Origin of the sequence: Alistipes sp. DJF_B185 (assembly GCF_964250025.1) — a bacterium.
GTDB classification, from domain to species: Bacteria; Bacteroidota; Bacteroidia; order Bacteroidales; family Rikenellaceae; genus Alistipes; species Alistipes finegoldii.
On the sequence record NZ_CAXUDY010000007.1, the window covers coordinates 1 to 19,587 of the forward strand.

At 58.9% G+C, this 19,587-nt stretch carries 17 protein-coding genes; 7 read left to right on the forward strand and 10 right to left on the reverse strand.

Annotated features, from left to right (window positions below):
* Window positions 1-534: 534 nt before the first annotated feature.
* Window positions 535-1,653, forward strand: a complete 1,119-nt coding sequence (locus ACESTR_RS10240) for a hypothetical protein (protein WP_022043556.1) — start codon at window positions 535-537, stop codon at window positions 1,651-1,653.
* Window positions 1,654-1,730: 77 nt separating this feature from the next.
* On the opposite strand, the gene ACESTR_RS10245 is transcribed toward ACESTR_RS10240, so the two are convergent.
* Window positions 1,731-1,898, reverse strand: coding sequence for a DUF362 domain-containing protein (locus tag ACESTR_RS10245; RefSeq protein WP_009598644.1), 168 nt, complete (start codon window positions 1,896-1,898; stop codon window positions 1,731-1,733).
* A 51-nt stretch (window positions 1,899-1,949) separates the two neighbouring features.
* On the reverse strand, window positions 1,950-3,221 hold the full coding sequence (gene serS / locus ACESTR_RS10250; RefSeq protein WP_014774540.1) for a serine--tRNA ligase: 1,272 nt from the start codon (window positions 3,219-3,221) through the stop codon (window positions 1,950-1,952).
* Window positions 3,222-3,636: 415 nt separating this feature from the next.
* Between serS and ACESTR_RS10255 the strand changes: the two genes are divergently transcribed.
* The 6 genes from ACESTR_RS10255 to ACESTR_RS10280 all read left to right on the forward strand — a co-directional run bounded on the left by ACESTR_RS10255 (window position 3,637) and on the right by ACESTR_RS10280 (window position 11,139).
* Window positions 3,637-4,083: a hypothetical protein gene (locus tag ACESTR_RS10255; protein WP_130062693.1), complete on the forward strand. Its 447-nt coding sequence runs from the start codon at window positions 3,637-3,639 to the stop codon at window positions 4,081-4,083.
* Window positions 4,084-4,089: 6 nt separating this feature from the next.
* Window positions 4,090-4,728 carry a hypothetical protein gene (locus tag ACESTR_RS10260; RefSeq protein ID WP_014774539.1) on the forward strand — a complete coding sequence of 213 codons (639 nt, stop codon included), beginning with the start codon at window positions 4,090-4,092 and terminating at the stop codon, window positions 4,726-4,728.
* Window positions 4,729-4,905: 177 nt separating this feature from the next.
* Entirely contained in the window at window positions 4,906-6,735 is a 1,830-nt protein-coding gene (locus ACESTR_RS10265; protein ID WP_302269018.1) for a peptidase U32 family protein, read from the forward strand.
* A gap of 9 nt (window positions 6,736-6,744) precedes the next feature.
* Complete coding sequence (locus ACESTR_RS10270) at window positions 6,745-9,798, forward strand: glycoside hydrolase family 2 TIM barrel-domain containing protein (RefSeq protein ID WP_373179246.1); 3,054 nt, start codon at window positions 6,745-6,747, stop codon at window positions 9,796-9,798.
* 12 nt (window positions 9,799-9,810) lie between these two features.
* Window positions 9,811-10,839, forward strand: a complete 1,029-nt coding sequence (locus tag ACESTR_RS10275) for a class I SAM-dependent methyltransferase (protein WP_009598612.1) — start codon at window positions 9,811-9,813, stop codon at window positions 10,837-10,839.
* Window positions 10,840-10,851: 12 nt separating this feature from the next.
* On the forward strand, window positions 10,852-11,139 hold the full coding sequence (locus tag ACESTR_RS10280; protein ID WP_009598656.1) for a hypothetical protein: 288 nt from the start codon (window positions 10,852-10,854) through the stop codon (window positions 11,137-11,139).
* A gap of 70 nt (window positions 11,140-11,209) precedes the next feature.
* Here the strand turns inward: ACESTR_RS10280 and ACESTR_RS10285 are convergent, their stop codons facing one another.
* From ACESTR_RS10285 to ACESTR_RS10320, 8 genes are read right to left on the reverse strand one after another with little or no spacing between them, the layout of a single operon-like run.
* On the reverse strand, window positions 11,210-11,782 hold the full coding sequence (locus tag ACESTR_RS10285; protein ID WP_009598663.1) for a chromate transporter: 573 nt from the start codon (window positions 11,780-11,782) through the stop codon (window positions 11,210-11,212).
* A complete protein-coding gene (locus ACESTR_RS10290) occupies window positions 11,779-12,321 on the reverse strand; it encodes a chromate transporter (protein WP_014774535.1) in 543 nt (180 codons plus the stop codon). Before ACESTR_RS10290 ends, ACESTR_RS10285 begins: the two co-directional genes overlap by 4 nt.
* Window positions 12,322-12,323: 2 nt before the next feature.
* Window positions 12,324-13,088, reverse strand: a complete 765-nt coding sequence (locus ACESTR_RS10295; protein ID WP_014774534.1) for an NADH ubiquinone oxidoreductase — start codon at window positions 13,086-13,088, stop codon at window positions 12,324-12,326.
* Between the two features lie 11 nt (window positions 13,089-13,099).
* Window positions 13,100-14,611 carry an NADH-quinone oxidoreductase subunit C gene (locus tag ACESTR_RS10300; protein WP_014774533.1) on the reverse strand — a complete coding sequence of 504 codons (1,512 nt, stop codon included), beginning with the start codon at window positions 14,609-14,611 and terminating at the stop codon, window positions 13,100-13,102.
* Entirely contained in the window at window positions 14,608-16,008 is a 1,401-nt protein-coding gene (locus tag ACESTR_RS10305; protein WP_373179250.1) for a complex I subunit 5 family protein, read from the reverse strand. The genes ACESTR_RS10300 and ACESTR_RS10305 overlap by 4 nt, the downstream gene beginning before the upstream one ends.
* A 4-nt stretch (window positions 16,009-16,012) precedes the next feature.
* Window positions 16,013-16,642, reverse strand: coding sequence for a membrane protein (locus ACESTR_RS10310; RefSeq protein ID WP_009598611.1), 630 nt, complete (start codon window positions 16,640-16,642; stop codon window positions 16,013-16,015).
* Window positions 16,639-17,553, reverse strand: coding sequence for a respiratory chain complex I subunit 1 family protein (locus ACESTR_RS10315; RefSeq protein ID WP_278713874.1), 915 nt, complete (start codon window positions 17,551-17,553; stop codon window positions 16,639-16,641). Before ACESTR_RS10315 ends, ACESTR_RS10310 begins: the two co-directional genes overlap by 4 nt.
* Before the next feature lie 2 nt (window positions 17,554-17,555).
* The gene (locus ACESTR_RS10320; protein ID WP_009598588.1) at window positions 17,556-19,541 is read right to left on the reverse strand and encodes a proton-conducting transporter membrane subunit; all 1,986 of its coding nucleotides are present in this window, start codon (window positions 19,539-19,541) and stop codon (window positions 17,556-17,558) included.
* Window positions 19,542-19,587: the final 46 nt, after the last annotated feature.

The window sequence follows — 19,587 nt, forward strand, 5'->3', positions numbered from 1 at the left end:
ATGAAAAATTACTTCTAATAGACTATGTTTCAACTATTTCAAAGACCGACTTGCCCGCTTTTACGGGACAGTAGTGATCTTAAATAAAAACAGAAGACGAGTACAAGGTTCAGCACTTTGTAATCGTCTCAGCTGTTATATTGTTATAAAGAATATTATCTAATTTTATTACCCTTGATGCTTTTCAGTATAATTTGCCTATCGCGAAAATTTTCCGTATCTTGCAAAAGGTTATTTGAAACGCGGTATTTCAGCGCAACAGACTGAAAACAAACCGTTGCCTTTTCGTTACCTACTATCTTATACAAAAATGTAACGACCCGATGAATCAGGTCGTTACATCACTTTAATCCCACACCAATTTGGACCGCAGTTTTTTTATTGGAAATATATATGTGCTTCGGACATATGGAGACGGTTTGTGAAAATTTTCATCGGAAAATGAAATAATACGCCTGATTTATTGTATATTTGAATAATTCAGATATTTTTCCTGCGGCTTTTTATTATTCACCCACTTAAATAATTTAAGCTATGAAAAAATCCTACTTGTTCCCAAATTTCGTACTGCCGCTATTCGGTGCATTGGCGGTAATGTGTGCGGGTTCCTGCTCGCAGGAAATCCTCGAAGTATCCGAAGACCTTGCGCCGGATAATCCGCAGACGCGCGCAGGCATTGCTAAGATCGGCATTGTCAGTAATCCTGCGGGAAGAGGAATTGGCGATGAGTATTATGGAAAGGATATAGATTATACGTTTAACCTCGTGACGTCAGGAGTTGATGCGGGTATAGAAGTGATAAGTACAAACGTGTCGTTCTTTACTACGATAGACGGCGGCATCGATCAAATTTCACGGACCGATAAATCGCTGAAACTACGTTTTACAAAATGCGGTGTTTATCAGATATTGGCAACACGGAATTATCGTGATCTTGCGAACCCGTCGGGGCCGATTATGCTCCAACAGGCAACCATTACTTGTCGGGTGGCGTCGCCTGTGGCAAGCATCGAAGGTCCGAGTTCTGTAGCACTCGGTAAAGTTTATAATTTCAGTGTCAATTTTGAAGATCCTGATTATCCTGATCCCAATTTGGAAATCACGGAATCGGTTTTTAATGATCCGCAGTGTACGATTATCAATAACGACGGAGCAGGGAACTATTTGATTCGTTTCGACCAGCCGGGTGCGTATGCGATTAAACCCGGCTTGACATGGGCTAACTCTTCCGATGTTATGAAGGTCGGTCCACATTATTGTGTGGAGGTGTTTTTCAGACCGGAGATGATTCACAAGTCCATAAAAGGTAGTTCTAAATTAGGAGGGATCTACCTGAATTTTATTGAATTGTGCGATCAGCAACAAGATGTTTATGCTTCTTTGCCATATAGAGTGTATTTCAAGTATAAAGAGGTGGGCATAAGGTCTAATGGAATTGCTTTTGAGGTCGTTGATTGGAAAGAAATCCGTCAGGCGGCTGGAGAGTCTGGAAAAGTTATTATGCCTGCTACGACAACTCCAATGGATGGCATTTTTATGGGGCCTAATCCGGATCTTCCCGGAGATTATTGGAAAATAGAGATTCCGAAGGATAGATGCTATTCTTTGGAAGAAGCTGGAGGAATTGTTATTCCGGGAAAACCGATTGAATAACTTTCTCAGCCCAACGCCTAAACAACACGCCCGAAGCATTATGCTTCGGGCGTGTTGTTCCATGTTGTAACCGTGCGTTATTCCGGAATGATCGCCTCGCTGGGGCAAACGCCTGCGCAGGTGCCGCAGTCGATGCAGGTGTTGGGGTCGATTACATAGATATCGCCAGCCGAGATAGCCTCTACAGGACATTCGCCGATGCAGGTACCGCAGGCAACGCAGGAGTCGGTGATTTTGTAAGCCATTTTTGAAAAATTTATTTGTTAATGTGTGTATGTAATGACAAATATAGAAACTTATTTGATAATATCAAAACCCGTATAGGGAATCAGCGCTTCGGGAATGCGGATACCTTCGGGGGTCTGGAAGTTTTCGAGCAGGGCGGCGACGATGCGCGGCAGGGCCAGCGACGAGCCGTTGAGCGTGTGCGCCAGCTGGGTTTTCTTGTCGGCGTCCTTGTAGCGGAGCTTGAGACGGTTGGCTTGGAACGATTCGAAGTTCGAGACGGAGGAAACCTCCAGCCAGCGTTTCTGCGCTTCGGAGTAAACCTCGAAGTCGTAGGTGAGCGCCGAAGTGAACGACATGTCGCCGCCGCACAGACGCAGGATGCGGTAGGGCAGGCCGAGCGACTTGACGATCGACTCGACATGCGCCACCATGCCGTCCAGCGCTTCGTACGAGTTCTGGGGCAGGCTCAGCTGCACGATCTCGACCTTGTCGAACTGGTGCAGGCGGTTCAGGCCGCGCACGTCCTTGCCGTAGGAACCGGCTTCGCGGCGGAAGCAGGGGGTGTAGGCGGTCATTTTTACGGGGAAATCCTTTTCGTCGAGGATCACGTCGCGGTAGATGTTCGTGACGGGAACTTCGGCCGTGGGGATCAGGTAGAAGTTATCGGCCGTGGCGTGGTACATCTGCCCCTCCTTGTCGGGGAGTTGTCCCGTACCGAAGCCCGAAGCCTCGTTGACCATGATCGGCGGCTCGACTTCGAGATAGCCGGCTTTGGTGTTGCAGTCGAGGAAGTAGTTGATCAGCGCCCGCTGCAGGCGTGCGCCCTTGCCCTTGTAGACGGGGAATCCGGCGCCCGTGAGCTTCACGCCCAGATCGAAGTCGATGATGTCGTATTTGCGGGCCAGCTCCCAGTGGGGCAGCGGGTTTTCGGGCAGTTCGGTGTAGCTTTCGACGAGTTTTACGACGAGGTTGTCCTCTGCGGTTTTGCCCTCCGGGACGATCTCGGCGGGGAAGTTGGGCAGCGTGACGATCGCGGCCTGCAGCTCCTCCTGCACTTCGCGCGATTCGGCCTGCAGGCGGTTCGATTTCTCCTTGAGGTCGGCGACGAAGCGTTTGCGCTCCTCGGCCTCTTCGCGGCGGCCCTGACCCATCAGCGCGCCGATCTCCTTGGCGGCTTTGTTCTGCGCGGCCAGCGTATTGTCCAATTCTACCTGAATGGCCTTGCGGCGGTCGTCCAGCGTTTCGATCTTTTCGATGACGGGTGCGGCGTCCACGCCCTTTTTGGCCAGTTTGCGGATCGCGGCCTCTTTGTCATCGCGGATTTGCTTTAGCGTAAGCATACTATCTGTTGATTTTTGAGTATTCGTATTACAAACCGCAAATTTATAAAAATAGCGGCAATTTGTATCTTCTTATCGAGGAAAAAGGTTATTTAGGTTGACAATGCTGGTGAAAATCCTTATATTTGCAGATATAACGAATAAAATCATTGCTTATGACATAAACGGCTGATCTAAATTGTGATTACATATAAAAAGCGTTAGCTTTTACTAGTCATTGGAACTTCGACACTTTCAAACGGCTACTAGAAAAGCGAAGACGCTCACGTTTCACGACGTGGGCTTTACTTCGTTGATAGCCAAGGTTGTCGAAGACCTCAATGATCAATGGAAGTTTTGTCCCACGTTTTTTATATATTTTAAGGACTCAAACTGAATTTGCTATGGGGCTGGCATGTAAATAATAAAGAATACTATGGATAGAACATTAAGTATGGTAATAGTGTCGTTTGTATTGGGGGCACTCGTAAGTATCACCATTCAAGCTTGTGGTGGAGATGAAAATAAATTTGAACAAGATTGCGGTAGTGGTAATTCCACGTCTTCAGCAAATTGTGAGTGTTCTTGGGAATCTCAGAATATGGCTTATTATGAAATTTGTGATGAAAATGGTCAGATTAGTAATCGTTGGGATTATGTTTATGACAATAAAGGGAGAATGGTAGAGGCAAAATCAGTGCAGTATCAGAAAGGTTATCCTAGTGGTAAAAGATATTTAAGTTTTGTAAATCATAGTGTGTATACTTATTCTGATTCAGGCGATTGTAGGTACGGAAGGACTGTTTCGACTCTTTATAATGAGGATGGAAGTGTGATGCGTGAAGACCAAAGTAGTGAAAAGATGATTTTATACATAAAATAGAAGTTTATGCGAAAATATATGATGTTACTTGGAAAAGAGAGTTTCTGGTTATTGGGGGTAGCTGCGATTGCTTTCTGTGTGGGGATTATTATTTCAGTGGATTGGTTGACGAATATATGTTGGTCAATTGTTGCAGCAACGATTGTCTATGGAGTGACTGTAGTTTTGTCTCGGTATTCAGAGCGTAAATATCGGAGCATATTTTTACGCAAATATGTCAGTGCCTTATTGGAGGTAGGAGTAAATCTGTTTCAAAATATTACTTCGAAAAATAGCTCGGTAATTCCATTAGATGTGGATATTGAAAAAGCTTGCCAAACTTTGGATTTGTCCATATCTCCCTCTTTAGCATATCATTTTCATGGAGATGATTTTAATTGGATGAGATATCTGGATGATTGCCGTTCGCAGATTGAAAGTAATGTACATGAGATTATTATGATAGCTCAACTTGATTATCCTGAATTTGGTGTTGTTGTTGATAATTTATATGATAATTTTAAGAAAGTACATCGTTCTTTTTATTTAGCTTACTATATGGAAGATGGATGTAAGAAAGCATCGACAGTCCCTTTTTTAGCGAGTAATGTAAAGAATTTGGCTTCTTCTTTTTTGAAAGTTAAAGAGTATGTGGAAGTTTTTTAATTGAATGAATGCTTGAATTAAGGAAGTGAGGTTTCCTAGATTGCTATTGATAGTAGGTTTTTGATATGTGATTTTGTGATATTTTTCAAGAACGGTTATCAATTCTTTGTCTTGTGTTTTTTCGGCTTCGGCTCCGTTTTTTGTCGGGGAATTTGTTATTTTTGCAAAAAATAAAGCATGAACTTCGTCGAACTACTCGCTCCCGCCAGAGATTTGCAGTCGGCCGTGGCCGCTGTGGATTACGGCGCCGACGCCGTCTATATCGGCGGTGCGAAGTTCGGGGCGCGCCATGCGGCGGGCAACAGCGCGGAGCAGATCGCCCGCGTCGCGGAGTATGCCCACCGTTACGGCGTGCGGGTGCATGCCACGCTCAATACCCTGATTTACGACGACGAACTGGAGACCGCCGAGCGGCAGGCCCGCGAGCTGATCGCGGCCGGGGTCGATGCGCTCATCGTGCAGGACATGGCTCTGCGGCGGATGGATCTTCCGGTCGAACTGCACGCCTCGACGCAGGTGTGCAACATGACGCCCGAACAGGCGCGTTTCTTAGGCGAATGCGGTTTTGCCCGCGTGATTCTCGAACGGGCGCTGTCGCTCGACGAGATCCGGGCGATATGCGCCGCGACGAACGCCGAAGTGGAGTGTTTCGTCCACGGGGCCATCTGCGTGGGTTACAGCGGCCGCTGTTTTCTGTCGCGGTCGATGTCCGAGCGGAGCGGCAACCGCGGCGCATGCAGCCAGCCGTGCCGCCTGACCTACGATCTGACCGACGGCAGCGGGCGCACCTATCTGGCCGGAAAACACCTGCTCTCGGTCCGCGACCTGAATCTTTCGGCACACGTCGGCGAGCTGCTGGATGCCGGCGTCAGGTCGCTGAAAATAGAGGGGCGTCTCAAAGACATCAATTATATCCGCAATACGGTGGCCTATTACCGCCGCGCGGTGGACGATGCGCTGGCCGTGCGGCCGCACCTGCGGCGTGCTTCGGCCGGTGAAAGCGTCGCGGACTTCACGCCCGATACGGCCAAGAGTTTCACCCGCGGGGAGTCGGAATACTTCTTTGCGGGCAAACGTGCTGGCGTCGCGTCGTTCGACACGCCGAAGGCCGTCGGCGAATATGCGGGCCGCGTGACGCGTGTCGAAAGGACCCGTTTCCGGCTCGACCGGGTGCATACGCTGGCCGCCGGCGACGGCATCTGCTTCCTGACGCCGCGCGGACTGGTCGGAACCAATGTTAATGCTGCCGACGGCGACTGCGTGACGCCCAACCGCATGGAGGGGATCGCTCCGGGATGCGAGGTCTACCGCAATTACGACCACCGCTTCAACCTGCTGCTCGAACGGAGTCGTACGCGGCGCGTGATTCCGGCCGCGGCCGTGGTGACGGCGTCGGCGGAGGGGGTGACGTTCCGCTATACCGACTGCGAAGGGGTGGCGGCTGTCGCCGAACGCCGCGTTGCGTTGGAGCCGGCGAATAATCCCGAAGCGAACGCCGCCGCCCTGCGGACGCAGGCCATGAAAAGCGGCGATACGATTTTTGCGGTGCGCTCGGCCGAGGTGCAGGGAGCCGAATGGTTCGTTCCGGCGTCGCTGGCGTCGCAGCTGCGGCGCGAAGGGCTTGCCGCCCTGCTGCAGGCCCGGCTGGCGCGGGGCGTCGAGCACCGGATTCTGCCTGAGGGCGCGGCGGAGTATCCGTCGGAGACGCTTTCGGCCGAGGAGAATGTCACCAACCGTCTTGCCGAAGCGTTTTACCGCGACCACGGCGTCCGGCAAATCGAGCGGGGGCTCGACCTCGCGGCCACGACCGCCGGGCGTCGGGTGATGCGCTCGGCCTACTGCATCCGCCGCGAAATCGGCGAATGCCTCAAGGAGCGGCCGCGGCTGAAGGGCGATCTTTGGCTGGAGCGCGGCGCGAACCGCTACCGGCTGGAATTCGACTGCGTCCGCTGCGAAATGAGCTTGGTGGACTGCACCCGTAAAGAGACTGCGAAACCAAAACCATAACCATAACCGATGAAAAAGACTCTCTTGATCCTTGCGGCGGCGCTTTCGGGCGCGTTGGCCGCTTCGGCCCAGACCGGCCGCGAATGGCAGGACCCTGCCGTCAATGAAATCAACCGTCTGCCGATGCACTCGACCTTTGCGGCGGGCGAGAGCATGCCGCTCGACGGCGTGTGGAAATTCCACTGGGTGCGCAACGCTTCGGAGCGTCCCTCCGGTATCTGGCAGGAGGATTACGACGATGCGTCGTGGGGCGCGATGCCCGTGCCGGGGATGTGGGAGCTGAACGGTTACGGCGACCCGCTCTACGTGAATATCGGCTATGCGTGGCGCGGCAATTTCGAGAACAATCCGCCGCACGTGCCCGACGCCGAAAACCATGTCGGTTCCTACCGGCATACGTTCGAGGTGCCGGCATCGTGGAGCGGCAAGGATATTTTTCTCTCGATCGGCTCGGCGACGTCGAACGTCTATGTCTGGATCAACGGCCGTTTCGTCGGCTACAGCGAGGACAGCAAGCTTGCGGCGGAATTCGACGTCACGAAATTCGTGAAGCCGGGCGAAAACTTGATCGCCCTGCAGATGTTCCGCTGGTCGGACGGCACCTACCTCGAAGATCAGGACTTCTGGCGCTTTTCGGGCATCGCCCGCGGCGTGACGCTGACGGCCCGCGACAAGGCGCACCTGAAAGACGTGCGCATCACCCCGACGCTCGACGCCGATTATAGGGACGCCCAGCTGCACGTCGAAGTGGAGACGACCCCGCGCGTGAAATCGGTCGGCCTGACGCTGCTGGATGCGGCGGGCGAGGCGGTGGCCGAACAGCAGATCATGCCGGCGGGCGGCAAAGCGGGGTGTCTCTTCCGTGTTGCCGATCCCGCGAAGTGGTCGGCCGAGGCGCCTAACCTCTATACGCTCCGGATCGACGTGTCTGACGGGCGGAACGTGACCGAAACCGTGACGCAGCCCGTGGGCTTCCGTTCGGTGGAGATCCGGAATGCCCAGCTGCTCGTAAACGGACAGCCCGTGCTGATCAAGGGCGCCGACCGTCACGAGATGGACCCGATCGGGGGTTATGTGGTGAGCCGCGAGCGGATGATCGAGGATATCCGCATCATGAAGGAGATGAACATCAACGCCGTGCGTACGAGCCACTATCCCAACGATCCGCAGTGGTACGAACTCTGCGACGAGTACGGCATTTATGTCGTGGACGAAGCGAACGTCGAGTCGCACGGCATGGGCTACGGCGAAGAGACGCTGGCCAAGGTGCCCGCCTTCGCGCAGGCGCATATGGAGCGCAACCAGCGCATGGTGCTGCGCGACAAGAACCACCCCTCGGTCATCGTCTGGTCGATGGGCAACGAGGCGGGTATGGGGCCTAACTTCGAGGCCTGCTACCGCTGGATCAAGGATTACGATGCGTCGCGTCCGGTGCATTACGAACGCGCCGTGTACGATCGGGACGGTGCGTTTACCGACATCATCTGCCCGATGTACTGGGACTATGCGCAGTGTGAGAAATACCTGAAGAACAACCCCTCCAAACCGCTGATCCAGTGCGAATACGCGCATGCCATGGGCAACTCGATGGGCGGTCTGGACCACTATTGGAAGCTGGTGCGCCAATATCCGTCGTATCAGGGCGGATTCATCTGGGACTTCGTCGATCAGGGACTTGCCCGCTACGAAAAGAACGGCCGCGTGTCGTTCCTCTACGGCGGCGATTTCAACAACTACGACGCGACCGACAATTCGTTCAACTGCAACGGCATCATCGCGCCCGACCGCACGTGGCATCCGCACGCCTATGAGGTGAAGCGGCAGTACCAGAATATCTGGACCGAGCTTCTCGATCCGGCGCAGGGCCGCGTGGAGGTGTACAACGAGAACTTCTTCGTGGGGCTGGACGATTACGAACTGACGTGGGAACTGGTCGCCGACGGCCGGGTCGTGAAGGCCGGCCGTATTGGCGAACTCGATGTCGCGCCCCGGCAGCGGCGCACCTATGCGCTGGGCTTTACCTCCGCCGATTTCTACCCGCAGGCCAAGGAGCTGCTGGTGAACGTGGCCTACAAACTGAAAAACAAACAGCCGCTGTTGGACATCGGCCATACGGCGGCGCAGCAGCAGTTCGTCGTGCGTGAGTACGACTGCAAAGCCGGGTTCGGTCTTGCTGTGTCGGAACGTCCCGTCGAGGTGACTGCATGGGAGCGCGGCACGCGGGTTGCAGGCCAGACGTGGGAGATGTTCTTCTCGCGCGACGGCTTCCTCAGCGCCTACGACGTCGATGGCCGCGCACTGATGGCCGAAGGCGCCGAGCTGCGTCCGCAGTTCTGGCGCGCTCCGACCGAGAACGACCTCGGCGCAAAGCTCGACCGCAAACTCGCGGTCTGGAAGAATCCCGAACTGAAACTCACGAAATTTGACGCCGGTGTGAAGGACGGCGTGGCGGTCGTCGAAGCGCTTTACGAGCTTCCCGCCGTGAAAGCGACGCTGGCGCTGACCTACCGGATCAACGGCGCGGGGGAAATGGAGGTGACGGAACGGATGACCGCCGGCAAGTCGGCCAAGGTTCCCAACCTGCTGCGCTACGGCATGACGCTCACGATGCCGGCGCGTTACGACCGCGTGATCTACTACGGCCGCGGCGAACATGAAAACTATGCCGACCGGCTCTCGTCGGCCGATCTGGGACTTTACGAACAGCGTGTCGCCGACCAGTATCACGACGAATATGTGCGTCCGCAGGAGTCGGGCACCAAGAGCGACGTGCGCTGGTGGACCGTGGCCGACAGTTCGGGCACGGGGCTGACGATCCTCTCCGACGCTCCTTTCTCGGCATCGGCGCTGCCCTATGCGACGGCCGATCTCGACGTGTCGAACTTCCCGCCCCAGCAGCATTCGGGAACGCTCACGGCGCGCGACGCGACGTTCGTGAACTTCGATCTGCGGCAGTCCGGACTGGGCTGTATCGACAGCTGGGGACAACTGCCGGAGGAGCGGTTCCGGGTGCCTTACGGCGACTATACGTTCCGCTTCCTGCTCAGGCCGACGATAAAATAAAGAAGATTTTTTATGCAAGAACAGCTGACACCCGCTTTCGGGGATTACGAATTGATCGACACGGGCGATTTCGAGAAGCTCGAACGCTTCGGGCGTTACGTTACGCGGCGTCCCGAACCGCAGGCTATCTGGCGGCGGACGCTCTCCGAGGAGGAGTGGCGCCGTGCGGCCGATGCCTCCTTTCTGCGCGATACGCGCAGCGAGGAGCGCGGCGAGTGGCGTCTCGGTTCCGAAATGCCCTCGCGCTGGACGGTGGATTACGCCTATAAGGGGATGCGGCTGCGCATGCGGCTGGGACTCACCTCGTTCAAGCACGTCGGCATCTTCCCTGAGCAGGCCGCCAACTGGAATTTCATCTACGACAACTGCCGGGCGCTGGCGTCGGGCGGAGCCGCTGCGATGGGGATTGCGGGCGGAAAGGCGCCGGATGCGATGCCGGCCACAACCGCTCCTGCGGGCGCTCCGGCCACAACCGCATCCGAGGGCGTTCTGTCCGGAGCGGCGCCGAAGGGCCGGACTGCGCCGCGAAAACCGGTTACGCCCCGTGTGCTGAACCTTTTCGCCTATACGGGCGGCGCGAGCCTTGCGGCGCGTGCCGCCGGGGCGGAGACGACCCATGTCGATTCGGTGAAGCAGGTCGTGACGTGGTCGCGCGAGAATATGGAGCTGAGCGGGCTGGACGGCATCCGGTGGATCGTCGAAGACGCGCTCAAATTCGTCCGGCGCGAAGTGCGGCGCGGCAGCCGCTACAACGGCATCATCCTCGATCCCCCGGCCTACGGCCGCGGCGCCAACGGCGAGAAGTGGATTCTGGAGGAGAATATCTGCGAGATGCTCGCCTGCTGCGCGCAGCTGCTGGAGCCGCAGGGGGCGTTTCTCGTGTTGAACCTCTACTCGATGGGCCTTTCGTCCACGCTGGCCCGTACCGCCGTGCGGCAGGCCTTCGGCGCGCCGCTCGAAGAGCAGTACGGCGAACTCTGTTTCACCGACCGCGCAGGCAAGCAGCTGCCGTTGGGGACCTATTACCGTTTCATCCGCTAAAAGATTTCGATTATGGCTATTCTGACTCTGTTGTTCGGTTTGTTGAGCGGCTGCCTGCTGGCTGTTCTGGTGGGTATCATCGGCAGCCGCCGGCGCATCGGCTTCGGGCTGGCTTTCCTGCTGAGCCTGATCTTCACGCCGCTCGTCGGTCTGATCATCACCCTGCTGACCGATCCGCTGTCGGGCGGCGATCAGCGCTGGGGCTGTATCGGCACGTTCATAGCCGTTCTGGGGCTGTTGTGTCTCGGAGTCTTCCTGTTCCTGCTGCTGGCGGGTGCGGCGGTCGTCGCCGTGGTGTGATCGGCGACTGTTGGGAAAACATCGGCCGGGGCGTATGCGCTCCGGCCGTTTTTATAGGAGAGGGACGGGGTCAGAATACGTAATAGATCAGGATTCCCGCCGCGGCCGAGAGGGCGATCAACAGAATGGGATTCACTTTTTTGACCGAAGAGATGAAGACGCCGCCGAACAGCGCCCAGCTCCAGCCGTCGATGAAATTCTGCTCGTCGGGGGCTTTGCTATGGGGGAACATCAGCAGCAGCGCCGCCGACGCGATCATGCCGATCACCACGGGCCGCATGCCTTTCATGGCTCCTTCGACGAGCGGATTTTGCTTGAGCCGCAGGAAGAAGCGCGTGATGAGCAGCATCAGCGTCAGCGAGGGCAGGCATACGGCGAATGTCGCCAGCGCCGCCCCCAGAATGCCGCACCACTCGTTTCCGGCCTGTGCGCCGACGGTATAGCCGACGTAGGTCGCGGAGTTGATGGCGATGGGGCCGGGCGTGATCTGCGAGACGGCCACGATGTCGGCGAATTCGGCGTTGGTCATCCATGCGTGCTGGACGACCACTTCGTTCTGGATCAGGGAGAGCATGGCGTATCCGCCGCCGAAGCCGAAGAACCCTATTTTGAGGTAGCTTGCGAAGAGTTGCCAGAAGATCATTTTTTTGCCTTTTTAGTGATGAGCAGCGTCCATGAAATGCCGATCGCGGCCGCGGCGATCAGGATGTAGATCGGCGACCAGCCCAGATACCATACGGCGAAGGCCGCCGCCGCGATGACGAAGAACATCGACCAGTGCATGCCGCGTGCGAGCGAAAAAACCGGCACCACGATCAGCGCAACGACAGCCGGGCGCATGCCCTTGAAGGCTGCGTCCACGACCGGATTGTGGCGGATGTCGGCGAACATCAGGGCAATTGCGAGGATGATGACGAACGACGGCAGGACGCTGCCCAGCAGTGCCGCGACGGCGCCTTTGAGACCCCGCATCTTGTAGCCGACGAATACCGAGGTATTGATGGCGATCGGTCCGGGAACCGACTGCGCGAGGGTCAGCAGGTCCAAGAATTCCTTGTGCTCGATCCATCCGCGCTTGGCGATCAGCTCCTGCTCGATGAGCGGCAGCATGGCGTATCCGCCGCCGAAGGTGAAAAGCCCGATCTTGAAGAACGAGGCGAAAATCGTTCGGAGTCGTTGCATGGTCATTCGCGTTTTTTCTTGCCTAACAGGTTGAGGATGCCGTCGATGAAGGTCATCGGATGAGTCGGGGCGCCCGGCAGCCAGAGATCGGCGGCGTGCGTATCGAAGAAGGTGCGGTCCACGGCGCGGCTGCCGGCGAACAGGCCGCCCGAACAGGCTTCCGAGCCGCAGACGACGAGGATTTTGGGGTCGGCAACGGCGTCGCAGCAGATCCGGAGCGCTTCGGCCATATTGACCGTGATCGGACCCGACACCACCACGCCGTCGGCATGGCGGGGCGAAGCGGTGAAGCCGATGCCGTAACGTCCCAAGTCGAAATTGACGTTGCCCGTGGCGTTGAGTTCCATTTCGACCGATGCGTCGCCCCCGGCGCAGACCTCGCGCAGTTGGAGCGAGCGGCCGAAGTAGCGGCCGATTTCGGGGCGTACGGCCGCGGGGTCGAACCGCACGCATTTGTCGCCGGGCCGCACGACGAGTCCTTCGCGCGTCGGCGAGCCGATGCGGTAGTCGTTCGTGAAGCGGATATTGCGCGGCGCCGTGCGGGCGCATTCGCCGCAGAAGAGACAGCGGCCGAGGTCGAGCGAGAGCGGCGCGGTGGTCAGCGCCCCGGTGGGGCAGATTGCCGCTGCCCGTTCGAGGTCCGCGGTGTCCGGGGTTTCGGTCAGTTCGGGCCGTCCGCGGAACTCTTCGGTCAGTTCGACGGCGTCGAGATCGGGAATGTATTGTTTCCCGTGGCTGCGCAGTACTTTTATTTTCGGTAGTATCATGTTTTTCGTCTTTACAAATCGTGGCCGCAGTAGGAGAGGTTGAAACTCTTGTTGCAGATCGGGAAGTCCGAAATGCCTTCGCCGCGCACGGCCAGCGCCAGCGCCAGCCAGTTGTGCAGGCTGGGGTCCTTGATGCGGCAGGCGGCGATCCGGCCTTGGGCGTCGGTCAGCAGGACGTGGCACGTTTCGCCGCGCCATCCCTCGATCAGCCCGAACGCGAGCGAATCGGGTGCGGGCGGAGCGGCATAATCGGGTGCAGGCAGGCTTCCGGGGACATAGTCCGCCAGCAGGCGGTCGATATACCCGGCCGATTGCAGCACCTCGCGGCAGCGCACCATCAGACGCGCCATCACGTCGCCGTGGCGTTTGACAATGCTTTCGTGCCGGATCGTTCCTGCGAAAACGCCCCACGGGTGCGTGGCGCGGATGTCGCGGGCCGCGCCGCTCGCGCGGGCCGCCTGACCCACGCCGCCGATGCGGAGCATCTCCTCGCGCGGCACGATGCCGCACTGCTCGAAGCGGGCCAGCAGCGTCGGCGACGACTTGATGTCGCGGCGCACTTCGTCGTAACGGCGGGCGATCTGCGCGACGTTGCGGCGGATCGTTTCCGCCTTTGCGGCCGTCAGCGGATGGTTCGTGCCGCCGGGGCGGATCAGCCCCTTGCCGAAGCGGTTGCCGCACCACGCCTGCGTGGTGTTGATCGTCATTGTCCGGAGCGCTTCGCAGGCCACCTGCCCCAGCTGGTAGCCGACGTCCATGCAGAGCGCGCCCGTGTCGGCGATCTGCATCGCCATCCGTTCCAGTTCGAGCGCCACGGCGCGTTCGACGCCGAGCCGTGCGGAGGGGACGCCGCCCGTGAGTTTCTCGACCGCCGACGCGAACGTGGCGGCGTGGGTCACGGCGCTGTCGCCCGCGACGGCTTCCGCGAGACACATCTGCCGCAGGCGGTTGGCCGTAGTCTCGAATTCATGCTCGACGCCGCGGTGCTGGTATCCCAGCGCGATTTCGAGGTGGAGCACCTGCTCGCCGTTGCAGATGAAGCGGAACGCGCCCGGTTCGATGATTCCCGCATGAATCGGGCCGACGTTCACTTCATGCAGCGAACGGCCCTCCATCGTGTAGAAGGGGTAGTTGTCCATCGTACTGCCGCGGTCGAACCGGTCGAACGGAAAACGCAGCGGCTTGGGCCACGGCATGCCGTCGAAACGCACACCGTAACGTTCGGCGATGTCGCGCTCGAACGGATGCACCTGCGGGTGCAGGGCCGTGAGCGAGGGGAGTTCCTGCTCGTCGTAGTACTCCATGGCGTGCGACGCGATCAGCACCTTGGCCTCCGCGTCGTCGAGCAGCAGGCAGAAGAACCGGAGCCGGTCGCCGAGCGGCAGGGCGAAATAGTGGGCTATATGGTAACGCGCGTCGGCCAGCTTGGCGGCCAGATCGGCGTAGAATTCGGCGTACGACGCTTCGGGAATTTCCGACAGCGGTACGGCGGGGGCTGTATTATCGGTTATATAATATTTCATAACGCGGCGATTTCGGTGATGATCCGTTGCAGAAGTTCCGGCTGCCACATGCCCAGCACGATGGCGACCGCGAGCAGCGACAGGGCCGACCACGAGAGTGCCTTGTGGGCTTTCGAGGGGTGCAGACGGTCCTGATTGGGCTGGTAGCAGAGCCGGATCAGACGCGATCCGAACGAGTAGATGACGATGCACATGAGCAGCAGCAGTGCCGCCACGAGCCACCAGTTCCGGTCGGTGATGACCTGCTTGAGGATCATCAGCTCGGAGACGAACAGCGGCGAGGGCGGGAAAGCCAGCAGTACGACCATGCCCGTCAGCAGGCCGACGGCCCCGACGCGGTTGATGCGGATGTAGTCGCCGATGCGGTTGATGCGGTAGCTGTCATACACCTGCCGTACGACGGCCATCTGCAGGAAGAGACTGCTTTTGACGAGCGTATGGCAGAATACGTGGAACAGCGCCGCCCATACGCCGATGCCGCCGATGCCCAGCCCGATGGCGGCGATGCCCATGTTCTCGACGGTGGAGTAGGAGAGGAAGCGTTTGTAGTTGTTGGTGCGGCGCAGGAAAAGCGCGCCCACGCCCAGCGAGAGAATGCCCACGATGAGCAGTACCGAGCGCACCCACGGGAAAACCTCCGTTCCGGCGAGCAGTTTATAGACGCGCAGCAGCGCGAGGAATCCGGCGTTGACCAGTCCCGTGGAGATCAGCGCAGAAGCAGGCGCGGGGGCCGCGAAATTGGCGTCTATGCCGACCGTGTAGAGCGGGAACAGCTCCAGTTTGCAGCTGTATCCGCTGAGAATCAGCAGGAAGGCCGTCTTCAGGTAGAGCGGGTTGCCCGACGAGGCCGCTTCGGCGACGGCTTCGTACGAAAGCGTTTCGCACTTGGTCGCGGCGGCCAGCAGCAGGATCCCCAGATAGGCCATGGCGATGCCCGTCGAGCAGACGAAGACGTATTTCCACGCCGCTTCGAGTGCCTGCGCCGTGCGGCGGTGGTAGATGATGCCCGCCGAGCAGAGCGTCGTCGCTTCGAGGAAAATCCACGTCACGGCGAGGTTGTTGGCGAAATAGGCTCCGGCGATGGCCGTGGTGAGCAGCATCAGCAGGGCGAAATAGAGACGGTAGGAGCGGAGGTCCTCCCCTTGCAGGTAGGCTTCCGAGTGGCCGAAGACGTACATCGAGACGACGACGAGCAGCAGGTAGAAGAGCGTGCCGAGCGCGTCGAAGGTGAAGAATGCGGCCGAGGTCGTGTCGTAAAGCCCGCCCCAGAGCAGCAGGCCCGCGGCGGCGATCTGAACGGCGTAGAAGAGTATGCCGGCGGCGAGAACCGCACGTTTGGTCCGGGCGAAGAGCGCCGCGACGGCGATCAGGATGCTGGCGATCAGGTAATATATCATGGCGTCAGTCCTTTACGTTGGTGAGTGAATCGGCGTCGTCGGCGTGTATCTTGCCGTCGATCTTGGTGAAGAAGATGCCCAGCATCAGCACCGAGATCAGGATGTCGAGCAGGATGGCGATGTTGATGAGCAGCGGCATTTCGACGCCTATGGCCATCGAAAAGAGGAAAACGCCGTTCTCGATCACCAGAAAGCCGACCATGTGCGAGAAGATGCGCGAGCGCAGGACGATCAGGATCAGGCCGCTCAGCAGGGCGTATAACGCCACGCCGAAGAATACGAGGTCGATGGCCGAGTCGGCGATGTAGTAGGTGATCGAGGCGCTGACCGCCAGCGCCATGAGCGACAGCAGGAGCGAACCCGACTGCGACGATCCGGAGCGGCGTACGCGGTTGATCTTGGTTTTGCGGATCATGGCGAAGAGGATGGCCGGGACCAGCAGGGCCTTGAATGCCAGCGTCTCGATGGCGATGAAGATCAGTTCCAGCGGATTGATGGCGTGCAGGCGCAGCAGGGCGACGGCGAAGAGAATCCACCCCTGCAGTCCGATGATCGACGCGAAGTTGCGGAAACGTTCGGTGATCGCCAGATAGACGAGCGTGATGACGTAGAGTATGACCAGCGGGAGTATCATTGGATGCTGATGTTTAGTTGCAGCAGGTAGCCCGTGAAGAAAACCAGAGCCGCCAGAGCCGCGATGGTGAGAATGAATGTGGTGTTGCGCGAGAGTTTGTTGCGGGCCTGCGTCGATTCGACCACGCCGACCGAGAGTCCGGTGAGGAGTACCGCCAGCGGCGCCGCGGCCCACCAGTGGGGGTAGAGCGCCGCCGTCACGGCGTCGGCCGCCAGCATCGAGAGCGCCGCGGTTTTGAGCCACCCGGCGATTTTGATCATGCCGAGGTCCGTGCCGCAGTAGTCGAGGCACATCACTTCGTGGATCATCGTCAGTTCGAGGTGGGTGCGGGGATCGTCCACCGGTACGCGGCCGCTTTCGGTGAAGACGATCTTCACCAGCACGTAGGCCGTGAGCACCAGCAGGACGGTCAGCTGCAGGTCGCCCGTCGCCGCTTCGGCGAAGATTCGGGCGAACGACGTGTGGCCCGCCAGCAGGGCCAGCGTGCCGGCCGTGAGCATGAGCGCCGGTTCGACCAGCGCGCCGTAGAGGGCTTCGCGGCTCGCGCCCATGCCTTCGAACGAACTTCCGGTGTCCATGGCGCCGAGGATCAGCGCGAAGCGGCCAAGAGCCATCAGGTAGGTGAAGCAGACGATGTCGCCGTCGAACGACAGCAGGGGTTTCAGCTCCCCGACGGGGATGAAGAGCGCGGCGACGATCGCCGAGCCGAGGTAGACCGACGGCACGGCGCGGAACAGCGCCGAAGCGGTCGTCGAATAGACCGCGCCTTTGCGCAGCAGCAGGCGCACGTCGTAGAGGTGCTGGGCGAAGCGGATGCCCCGGCGGCCCGCCAGCACGGCCCGCGTGCGGTTTATCAGGCCCGGAATGCAGACGGCCGTCAGCAGGATCAGGAGTGTATTGAGTGCCGTCATCGTCAGATCAGGTTAAAGATGGACAACAGGAATATCAGGACCAGAAACGCCAGTGCGAAGAGCACGTAGTGGTTGATCTTGCCCGTACGCAGGCGCATGGCGCGCTTGTTTATCACGCGTAGCAGTTCGACCCACCACGCCGCGAAAAGTTTGTCGAAGCGGTCCTTGTGGCGGATATCGAAGTTGTGCGCGGCAGGGAAAATCTCGCCTTTGCCGACGGCGCCGCCTTCGCCGCTGTTCTGCGTGAGCGACGTGGCGATAGACTGCAGTCCTTCGGAGTAGGATTCGCCGCTGTACTGCATCCGCACGTTGGGCGAGGTGAAGCCGCAGCCCCATGTCGCGCCGTCGGTCACCTTGCGCGTGCGCAGGGCGCGGCTGCGAAGCCATGCCAAGAGTCCGACGACCAGAATCAGCAGCCATGCCGTGCGGCTGACGGCCGCCAGCGTGGGCGACAGCAGGTAGTCCGCCGCATCGGCGGGGTGGTGGATGAAAAATCCCGCGGCGCGGGTTACCGCGCTCACGGCGGTCTGCGGAAAGAGTCCGATGAAGAGAATTCCGGCCAGCGGCAGCGCCATAGCGGCGATGCGGAAATTATCGACTTCGGAGGCTTCGGCCACTTCGTGCGTGCGGGGCGCGCCGAGGAACACCGTGCCGTAGAGCTTGGTGAAGGCCAGAATCACAACTCCGCCGATCAGCGCCAGTGCAGCCAGTCCGGCCGCCGAAGCGAGCACGTCGCTGCCCGAAGCGATGCCGTCGAGCATGCCGAGGTAGATCAGCAGTTCCGAGACGAACCCGTTGAGCGGCAGCAGGGCGCAGATGGCCGTCGTGCCGGCCAGAAACAGCAGGCCCGTGACGGGCATGTGCCTGCCCAGCCCTCCCAGCGCATCGAGCGAGGTGGTGTGCGTTTGGGAGAGTATGTTGCCGGCTCCGAAGAAGAGCAGCGATTTGAACAGCGAGTGGTTGAGTGTGTGGAGCAGTGCGCCCGAAAGTCCGCAGATCGCCGCGAGCTGGTTGCCCGAACTCTTGCCCAGCGCCGCGATGCCCAGTCCGATCAGGACGATGCCGATGTTTTCGATCGACGAGTAGGCCAGCAGCCGCTTCACGTCGTTCTGCGCCGCGGCGAGGATCACGCCCCAGAGTCCCGTGACGATGCCTGCGACGAGCAGGATCAGGCCTGCGGTACGGAGCGTCGGCAGGTCGGCGATCTGCGCCGTGACGCGCAGGATGCCGTAGACGCCCGTCTTGATCATCACGCCCGACATCAGGGCCGAGACATGCGACGGAGCGGCGGGATGCGCTTCGGGCAGCCAGACGTGCATCGGGAACATGCCGGCTTTCATGCCGAAGCCCGCGAGGAAGACCACGAACAGCGGCAGGGCGGGCTGCGTGCGGAAATATTCGCCCAACAGGGCGAAGTCGGCCGATCCGCAGACGCTGTCCAACCGCACGAAGCCGATGAGCAGCAGGGCGAATCCCACGTGCATCATGATCACGTAGGCCAGCGCGGCGCGGCGCACTTCGCGGCGCTCGGCGTCGAACAGGATCAGCAGGAACGATGCGACGGTCATCAGCTCCCAGAAAAAGAGGAATGAAAATCCGCCTTCGGAGGTCACTACGCCCAGCATGGCGTAGAACATCGTCGCCAGCGCGGTGTAGTGCAGCGAGATGTGGGCCGGGGATTTGCGTCCGAGGTAGTGCGCGAGATATCCCCGCGAGTAGAGCACCGCGGCGACGGCCCCGACCGAGACGATCAGCGCGAACAGCGCCGAAAGAGGGTCCATCGAGCCTGCGTCGCTTCCGAAGAGGAAGACGTCGGTCGCCCACAACCGTACGGTATGTCCGCCGGCAAGCACTCCGACGGCTGTTGCCGACGCCCAGAGCGCCCCCGCCGCGACGACTGCCAGCGTCGCCCACACCTTGGCCTTGAGAGGGGCGGCGAATATCAGCGCCGTCACCACCGCCAGCGCGAGAAGTGAATAGAGAAACATGAGCTATTTGTGTGTAATTATACTGTTTATACCGTGCCGCCTTGCG

What these genes read in the sequence shown, in the direction of transcription:
- ACESTR_RS10240 (WP_022043556.1), top strand. Translation starts at nt 535, where the DNA reads ATGAAAAAATCCTACTTGTTCCCAAATTTCGTACTGCCGCTATTCGGT.
- ACESTR_RS10245 (WP_009598644.1), bottom strand. Translation starts at nt 1,898, where the DNA reads ATGGCTTACAAAATCACCGACTCCTGCGTTGCCTGCGGTACCTGCATC.
- serS (WP_014774540.1), bottom strand. Translation starts at nt 3,221, where the DNA reads ATGCTTACGCTAAAGCAAATCCGCGATGACAAAGAGGCCGCGATCCGC.
- ACESTR_RS10255 (WP_130062693.1), top strand. Translation starts at nt 3,637, where the DNA reads ATGGATAGAACATTAAGTATGGTAATAGTGTCGTTTGTATTGGGGGCA.
- ACESTR_RS10260 (WP_014774539.1), top strand. Translation starts at nt 4,090, where the DNA reads ATGCGAAAATATATGATGTTACTTGGAAAAGAGAGTTTCTGGTTATTG.
- ACESTR_RS10265 (WP_302269018.1), top strand. Translation starts at nt 4,906, where the DNA reads ATGAACTTCGTCGAACTACTCGCTCCCGCCAGAGATTTGCAGTCGGCC.
- ACESTR_RS10270 (WP_373179246.1), top strand. Translation starts at nt 6,745, where the DNA reads ATGAAAAAGACTCTCTTGATCCTTGCGGCGGCGCTTTCGGGCGCGTTG.
- ACESTR_RS10275 (WP_009598612.1), top strand. Translation starts at nt 9,811, where the DNA reads ATGCAAGAACAGCTGACACCCGCTTTCGGGGATTACGAATTGATCGAC.
- ACESTR_RS10280 (WP_009598656.1), top strand. Translation starts at nt 10,852, where the DNA reads ATGGCTATTCTGACTCTGTTGTTCGGTTTGTTGAGCGGCTGCCTGCTG.
- ACESTR_RS10285 (WP_009598663.1), bottom strand. Translation starts at nt 11,782, where the DNA reads ATGATCTTCTGGCAACTCTTCGCAAGCTACCTCAAAATAGGGTTCTTC.
- ACESTR_RS10290 (WP_014774535.1), bottom strand. Translation starts at nt 12,321, where the DNA reads ATGCAACGACTCCGAACGATTTTCGCCTCGTTCTTCAAGATCGGGCTT.
- ACESTR_RS10295 (WP_014774534.1), bottom strand. Translation starts at nt 13,088, where the DNA reads ATGATACTACCGAAAATAAAAGTACTGCGCAGCCACGGGAAACAATAC.
- ACESTR_RS10300 (WP_014774533.1), bottom strand. Translation starts at nt 14,611, where the DNA reads ATGAAATATTATATAACCGATAATACAGCCCCCGCCGTACCGCTGTCG.
- ACESTR_RS10305 (WP_373179250.1), bottom strand. Translation starts at nt 16,008, where the DNA reads ATGATATATTACCTGATCGCCAGCATCCTGATCGCCGTCGCGGCGCTC.
- ACESTR_RS10310 (WP_009598611.1), bottom strand. Translation starts at nt 16,642, where the DNA reads ATGATACTCCCGCTGGTCATACTCTACGTCATCACGCTCGTCTATCTG.
- ACESTR_RS10315 (WP_278713874.1), bottom strand. Translation starts at nt 17,553, where the DNA reads ATGACGGCACTCAATACACTCCTGATCCTGCTGACGGCCGTCTGCATT.
- ACESTR_RS10320 (WP_009598588.1), bottom strand. Translation starts at nt 19,541, where the DNA reads ATGTTTCTCTATTCACTTCTCGCGCTGGCGGTGGTGACGGCGCTGATA.